Source organism: Bathymodiolus platifrons methanotrophic gill symbiont (assembly GCF_002189065.1).
Classification (GTDB): domain Bacteria; phylum Pseudomonadota; class Gammaproteobacteria; order Methylococcales; family Methylomonadaceae; genus Methyloprofundus.
The window spans coordinates 1-7120 of record NZ_BDMN01000002.1 but is presented as its reverse complement, the minus strand read 5'-3'; the positions used below and the strand labels follow the sequence as shown (position 1 = coordinate 7120).

The window sequence follows — 7120 nt, the reverse complement described above, 5'->3', positions numbered from 1 at the left end:
CCATTTCTGAGATTTAAAGTGTAGATAAACCCTGCTGCGTAGACTTTTCCATTCCTTCCTTTTTCTGTATGACAGGCATGATCAATAAAGTGCCCATCAGCCGCCAATACGGTATAGTCATTCAGTTCAGGAAATGACTTTAGATAATCAATACCGTGCGATGACAGAGTTTCACTGTAAATGTCATAGCTTTGTTGTTCAACAGCTTCGAGCATTCTCACTCGTCTAGGTGACTTGAGTGATTTAAAATAGGTTGAAAGAGGGCATTGCTCCTCATGAACCTCTTCTGCTGCCTGTAAAAAATGGCGACCACTATCCACCAAACTGATGCAACGTAACATCCCAAGACGAATAAAGCCAATATCGTTTAGTCCTGGGCATGCTCGCTTCCACAAAGGGTAACGTTCTGCTGATACGGCATTGTCCATGCTCTTATTGCAGTGATCAAAAATAAAGGCATTCAGTGTCTGGGATTCGTACATGAGAGTTTCCGATTATAAGGTTTATAAAACGGAAAATTATAAAAAAATGTTTTTCGTAATTGCAAGCTTTATTTTAGGTTTTTTGTTGTTTTTCCATGTGCTTATCCTGCGAAGAATTTTTAGGATTGATTAAAAATCTGGGAGTAGGACAAGATAATCGCATACCGCCTCTAAAATAAGGCATACTCTCTAAGTTTCTTAGCTATTGTTGCTTTCAATGGAAACACTGATGTGCGATCATTGTTTTATTGCCAGTGTTGTGGTTCCTTTACTTAAAATGCTGTTACTTGCCTTAATATTACTCACTGTACAATTTAAGTGGCAGAGGAATGCTAATATCAATACAAAAATGTATCGTATCATTGAGTTCGTCGGGCGTTGGTCTATGTTAGATATATTTGTCATGAGCATTTTATTGGCAATCATTAAATTTAATAAAGTCGCCTCAGTTGAAGTTGAGCCCGCTGCCTTATTATTTGCAATTGTTGTCATATTGACTATGTTTGCTGCTTTACGTTTTGATTCAAGATTAATCTGGGATGATGTTAATGAACATAGCTAAACCTGTTGTCACACGAAAACTCTGGTTATCAGGTATCTGGTTATTACCTCTATTATCGGCATTAGTTGGTGGTTGGGTGCTTTATCAAAGTATGATTGAAAAAGGCATAGAAATATCAATCTTGTTTGATAATGCAGAGGGCATAAGAGAAGGTAAAACAGCTATTATCTATAAAGGTGTGCGCATCGGCGTAGTCCGGGAAGTACATATCAGTAAAAACCTGAAACAAGTCAAAGTGACTGCCGAAATACAACGTGAGGCAAAACAAGCTTTGCGGAATACAACAGGGTTCTGGTTAGTAAAGCCTAAAGTATCATTAACTGAAATTACAGGTCTGGATACGATTGTTTCTGGAAATTATATCCGCATGAATCCAGGCGAAGGAAAAGCGCAACGGGAATTTATCGCTCTGGACAGAGCGCCTATCTTAGAAGATTATTCAAATGGACTGTATATCGATATTGTTGCTGATCGTTTAGGATCAGTTTCACGAGGTTCTAAAATATATTTCCGTGAAATCCCCGTGGGTGAAGTACTGGATTATGAACTGGCAGAAGCCCAAAATGGTGTGATTATTAAAGTTCGTATTGAGCCGCGATACGCTCATTTAGTAAAGGAATCTTCACGTTTCTGGAATGCGAGTGGGGTCTCTATTAAAGGAAGTCTAACTGGATTTTCGGTGCATACAGAATCATTAACCGCCTTAATTGCCGGAGGCATTGCATTCTATACGCCCGATACTGATAGCATAGATATCGTGTCGAATGACACAAGCTTTAAATTACATAGTGATTTTGATAATGCGAAAGTAGGTATTGCGGTAACAATCAGCTCTGAATCCGCCATAGATTTAGAAGAAGGAGTGACTGAAGTTAAATATGATGCCTTTAAAATTGGTGTTGTAAAAAAACTGAGTTATCAAAAAACCGGGGAAAATGTGATAGCCGACATCATGTTTGATCCGCGTGCAGCAGAACTATTAAAAACAGGGACAAAATTCTGGCTAGACACGCCTACGCTTTCTTTAACTGATTTTTCAGGGCTTAAATCACTGCTGGAGGGAAATCATATTAAAATGCAAGCCGGTGGTGGCCAGGATGTCAGAGAGTTTATTGCTTTAAATAAACCCCCGCTTATGTCAGCCGGCGATAAAGGCCTACACCTATTGTTAAAAGCAGATACACTTGGCTCTATTGAGTATGCAAGCCCGGTCTTATATAAAAAAAATACAATCGGGGAGTCGCTATTTTTGCGAAAGCTTGTTTTGGGCATCCCAGCCCAAGCAAGCAGCAAAAACTTAACGCGACCACTTATGCCTCCGGCGGCCCCGATTCGTCCTCGTCACCTCGTCCCGACCCAACAAGGGGTCGGAACATAGGCTCCAAATGACTTGACGCCGTGTCGGATGGCCTTTTATTTTGTCTCCACCTTCGCTAACGCTCAGACTCCGACAAAATAACGGCCCTACGGCTATCGCGGACTAAAAATCATCACTTCGCTTAGGCTACGTTTCCCTGATTTTCAGCGGTAGGTCAGGTGCATGATTTTAAACTAGATAAAAAAGGTGAGTATGTTCTGATCGATATTTATATTACCGAAAGATATGCACATTTGGTGGGCAATAATTCTCGATTCTGGAATGCTAGTGGCATACAGCTTAACCTTGATACTAGCGGAGTTGATATACAAACAGGGACGATAGCTACCATGCTGAATGGGGGAATTGAATTTATAACCCCGGATTTAAATCATAAGAAAATTAAACATCATTCTGTTTACCGTTTATACAGTAGTCATAGCGATGCTGAAGAATCGGGTGTTGGGCACTATAAGCAAGATAACGATAATAAAATTATTCAAATTACTTGTACACAGTTAGGTTCTTTAACAATAGGATCGAAACTTTATTATAAGAAAATTCCGGTGGGTGAAATTGTCGATTACCGCTTAAATACCAAGAACGACACAATTATTATTTCCGCGGCTATCAAGGATAAATATCAACACCTAGTAAAATCTAACAGCCGTTTCTGGCGCAATAGTGGTCTAAAGATAAAAGCGGGTCTTTCGGGAGTTGATGTCAACATGGCGCCGGTACATTCATTATTAAATGGCGGAATTAGTTTTGCTAATATAGTGCCATCGGCTGAGCAAGCTAAACATGATTCTGTCTTATATAATTTATATGTAGATCAGCAGCAGGCATTAATGAAAGTAGTGCAAATACAGATTAAATTTGCATTAGCTAAAGGGGTAACTGCAGGCACTGCTATAAATTATCTAGGAATTCAGGTGGGCGAAGTAACCCGAGTTGAATTATCCGAGAATAATCAGGCGATTATTGCACATGCAAAATTGTGGAATAGTGCGACAGAATTTGCTCGTCAGGGAAGCCAGTTCTGGCTTGTTTCAGCTAAAGTAGGTTTGTTTAAAAGTGAACATCTGGATACTTTAATAAAAGGAAACTATCTGCAAATAGAACCAGGTCAGGGGCAAAAAACAAACATTTTGCAGGTGAATTAAGTCTACCTAAAATAAAACAAGGGCTGCATATTGTTCTAAAATCTCCTCGTTTAGGCTCTGTTAAGGTGGGCAATACAGTATCTTATCGGCAAATTATTGTTGGTGAAGTCGGTGGCTTTCAACTAGCCAATAATTCACAATATGTATTAATAGATGTCTATATAGCTGATAAATATGCGAGTCTGGTTAAAAGCAATAGTAAATTCTGGCATGCTAGTGGTGTACAAATAGATTTTGGTATACTCAGTGGAGCAGAATTTCATACTGAATCAGTTGAAAACATAGTTCTAGGGGGAATCGCTTTTGCAACGCCGAATGAGGACTCAGTTGATAGTGCAAAAAATGGACAGGTTTTTAAACTCTATCAGCGCCATAAACAAAAGTGGCTCGATTGGACTCCTGAAATCGCCTTATCAAATCAGGCACATGGAAATAAAGTAAACAACTAAATTCGGAGTAAGTATTCAGACCCCTAATTTTTTATATTACAGTAAGTTACAAACAGTAAAAATACCTGAAAACATACGGACTCACTTCTAAGTCATTGATTTTTTATTATCTATAAAAACAATTGCTTACAATTTGATTAGGGGACTGAATGGTTATAATTCGGAAGCGGGGGCTTTTGATGCATACTTTTTGCAATGTGCAAAATCATTATCATATCCACTATTCACATTAGATTAACGAATGAAACAAGTAACCATTAATCTCACTATTGAAGTGTTGGAGTAATCAAATGCAAGTATTTACCTATTCTGAAGCTCGTCAAAATCATTCTAAATTATTGGTTCTTGCTCAAATAGAAAAAGTTGAAATACGCAGAATAGAGGGTTCTATATTTTCGCTTATAGCAAAAGGCAAGCCAGGCTCGGGTATTATTGAATTCTCGCTCCTTAGTGCTGAACTAGCCGTTTTATTGTTAGTAAAACATTCAGGATGCTGTACTAGTCAATTTATAAGAATTACTAACACTATCGGTTTTGTCAGTATTAATCAAAACTACTTATTTTTTCAAAACACGTTTGGGGGTTTGAGTGAAAATGGTTATTTTTAAGTATGTGTAGTAATTTATCAAAGCCTTTAGCAGATTTAATGCGACCTGAATCTCTGACTGATTACGCTGGGCAAAAACATATTTTACAGCCAGGAAAGCCGTTATATGAGGCAATCAACTCTGGCCGTTTGCATTCGATGATATTTTGGGGGCCGCCGGGGACAGGTAAAACAACTCTGGCAAGAATAATTGCCAAACATTCAAATGCTGAGTTTATACCTATTTCTGCTGTATTAGCTGGTGTTAAAGACATACGAGCAGCAGTTGTGGCAGCTAAACAAATACAACAACTAGAACAGCGCCAAACTATTTTATTTGTTGATGAAGTGCATCGTTTTAATAAAGCACAGCAAGATGCTTTTTTACCCCATGTAGAAGATGGCACGGTGTTTTTTTTAGGTGCGACTACCGAAAATCCATCTTTTGCTCTGAATAATGCTTTGTTATCACGGGCGCGTGTTTATGTTTTAAATGCGTTGACGATTGAAGACTTACAGGAGCTTATTGATAAAGTTTTAACAGATACCAAGCATGGTTTTGGCAAGCTTGCATTAACGATGTCTGATGAGTTGAAACAACAGTTTTCTGCGACAGCGGATGGTGATGCGCGGCGTTTATTAAATTTTATGGAACTCGCCGTTGAATTGACTCAAGTAAATGAAGAACAAGTGATCACTGAGGAGATTGCAAGGGAAGTGCTCTCAGGTGGTGTGCGACGGTTTGATAACCAGGGCGAAGAATTTTATAATCAGATTTCAGCAATACATAAGTCAGTGCGTGGTAGTTCGCCAGATGCGGCTTTATATTGGTTTTGTCGTATGCTGGATGGTGGTTGTGATCCACTATACCTAGCGCGGCGTATTGTGCGTATTGCTTCGGAAGATATTGGTAATGCTGACCCAAGGGCCTTGCAATTGTGTGTCAGTGCGTGGGAAACACAAGAACGATTAGGTAGCCCTGAGGGTGAGTTAGCATTAGCACAAGCTTTAGTTTATATGGCTTGCGCGCCTAAAAGTAATGCTGTGTATATGGCTTATAATGCCGCAATGCGTGCAGTAAAAGAGAGTGGTAGTCTGCCTGTGCCCAATCATTTACGTAATGCGCCAACTAAATTGATGAAAGATCTGGATTATGGCAAGGAGTATCGTTATGCACATAATGAGCCTGAAGCCTATGCCGCTGGAGAGCATTATTTCCCTGAAGGGTTGCAGGAAACACAGTTTTATCAGCCTGTTTCTCGTGGACTGGAAATAAAAATTGCAGAAAAATTAAAACATTTGCGAGAATTAGATAAAATAGCAGGAAAGTATTAAATAATGAGTGCATAAGAAGGTATAAACCTGCACTGCATTCAACGTATAAAACCTAATAATTAAAATAAAAGCCATGGATTTAAATTTTCTTGATTTCGAACAGCCTATAGCAGAATTAGAAGCTAAAATTGAAGAATTACGCCGTGTTGAAGCGGAAAATGATATAGATATTTCTTCTGCGTTAAACGAACTGGAAGCTAAAAGTCAGACATTAACAGAGCAAATTTTCAAAGAACTAAGCGATTGGCAAATTTCTCAGTTATCAAGACACCCGGGTAGACCCTATACTCTGGACTATATTGATATGATGTTTACTGATTTTCATGAATTACATGGTGATCGGACCTATGCTGATGATGAGGCAATTATCTGTGGTTTAGCAAAATTAGATGGTCAGGCGGTTGTTATTATTGGTCATCAAAAAGGTCGAGATACTAAAGAAAAAATTAAACGTAATTTTGGTATGCCTCGCCCAGAGGGTTACCGTAAAGCCTTACGTGTGATGAAAATGGCTGAGCGCTTTAACTTACCGGTTATTTGTCTTATTGATACTCCTGGAGCCTATCCAGGTATTGGTGCTGAAGAGCGCGGCCAAAGTGAAGCGATTGCACGAAATTTATTTGAAATGGCAAAACTGGAAACACCTATTATCTGTACCGTTATTGGGGAAGGTGGGTCGGGTGGCGCTTTAGCGATTGGTGTAGGTGATCGCTTAATTATGATGGAATTCAGTACTTACTCGGTTATTTCACCAGAAGGCTGTGCTTCAATTTTATGGAAAAGTGCTGATAAAGCAAAACTTGCTGCTGAGGCGATGGGAATTACTTCCGATAGGGTAAGAGAGCAGGGCTTGTTAGATGAGGTAGTTAGGGAACCAATTGGTGGTGCGCATAGAGACTTTAAAACTACGGCAGAAAGTTTAAAGGAAGTATTGTCTCGTCATGTACAGGAATTGAAACATGAAAAAATAGACATCTTATTAGAAAAACGATATCAACGTATTATGTCCTTTGGGTCATATACAGAAGAAGTGAAGTAGCTTCTCCTGCAACATAAAGTAGTCCGTATGGAGCTTGTGTAATACGGGGCATTCGAAGCGTTGATTTCCCGTATTACGCTAAGGCTTGCAGAATATTAACCATCGCTTAAAATCAGGGAAACGGAGCCTAAGCGGAGTGATGAT

The 7120-nt window shown here is 39.1% G+C and carries 8 protein-coding genes; 7 read left to right on the top strand and 1 reads right to left on the bottom strand.

Annotation, left to right across the window (positions count from 1 at the left end; translation table 11 throughout):
• A partial coding sequence (locus tag CDZ78_RS00065; RefSeq protein ID WP_373862407.1) for a hypothetical protein occupies positions 1–482 on the bottom strand: 482 nt, incomplete at its 3' end.
• A gap of 229 nt (positions 483–711) precedes the next feature.
• On the opposite strand from CDZ78_RS00065, the gene CDZ78_RS00060 reads away from it, so the two are divergent.
• From CDZ78_RS00060 to accA, 7 genes are all read left to right on the top strand, one after another.
• Entirely contained in the window at positions 712–1044 is a 333-nt protein-coding gene (locus tag CDZ78_RS00060; RefSeq protein WP_167374125.1) for a paraquat-inducible protein A, read from the top strand.
• Positions 1031–2422, top strand: a complete 1392-nt coding sequence (locus CDZ78_RS00055; RefSeq protein WP_167374124.1) for a PqiB family protein — start codon at positions 1031–1033, stop codon at positions 2420–2422. Before CDZ78_RS00060 ends, CDZ78_RS00055 begins: the two co-directional genes overlap by 14 nt.
• 158 nt (positions 2423–2580) lie before the next feature.
• Entirely contained in the window at positions 2581–3567 is a 987-nt protein-coding gene (locus CDZ78_RS00050; RefSeq protein ID WP_087868106.1) for an MlaD family protein, read from the top strand.
• A gap of 11 nt (positions 3568–3578) precedes the next feature.
• Positions 3579–4016: an MlaD family protein gene (locus CDZ78_RS00045; protein WP_140413823.1), complete on the top strand. Its 438-nt coding sequence runs from the start codon at positions 3579–3581 to the stop codon at positions 4014–4016.
• 290 nt (positions 4017–4306) lie between these two features.
• A complete protein-coding gene (locus tag CDZ78_RS22525; protein ID WP_174664539.1) occupies positions 4307–4624 on the top strand; it encodes a hypothetical protein in 318 nt (105 codons plus the stop codon).
• 2 nt (positions 4625–4626) lie between these two features.
• Positions 4627–5937, top strand: a complete 1311-nt coding sequence (locus CDZ78_RS00030; protein ID WP_087868104.1) for a replication-associated recombination protein A — start codon at positions 4627–4629, stop codon at positions 5935–5937.
• 73 nt (positions 5938–6010) lie between these two features.
• Positions 6011–6976 carry an acetyl-CoA carboxylase carboxyl transferase subunit alpha gene (accA, locus tag CDZ78_RS00025; protein WP_087868103.1) on the top strand — a complete coding sequence of 322 codons (966 nt, stop codon included), beginning with the start codon at positions 6011–6013 and terminating at the stop codon, positions 6974–6976.
• Positions 6977–7120: the final 144 nt, after the last annotated feature.

Coding starts and splice junctions, on each gene's coding strand:
- CDZ78_RS00060 (WP_167374125.1), top strand. CDS start 712: ATGTGCGATCATTGTTTTATTGCCAGTGTTGTGGTTCCTTTACTTAAA.
- CDZ78_RS00055 (WP_167374124.1), top strand. CDS start 1,031: ATGAACATAGCTAAACCTGTTGTCACACGAAAACTCTGGTTATCAGGT.
- CDZ78_RS22525 (WP_174664539.1), top strand. CDS start 4,307: ATGCAAGTATTTACCTATTCTGAAGCTCGTCAAAATCATTCTAAATTA.
- CDZ78_RS00030 (WP_087868104.1), top strand. CDS start 4,627: ATGTGTAGTAATTTATCAAAGCCTTTAGCAGATTTAATGCGACCTGAA.
- accA (WP_087868103.1), top strand. CDS start 6,011: ATGGATTTAAATTTTCTTGATTTCGAACAGCCTATAGCAGAATTAGAA.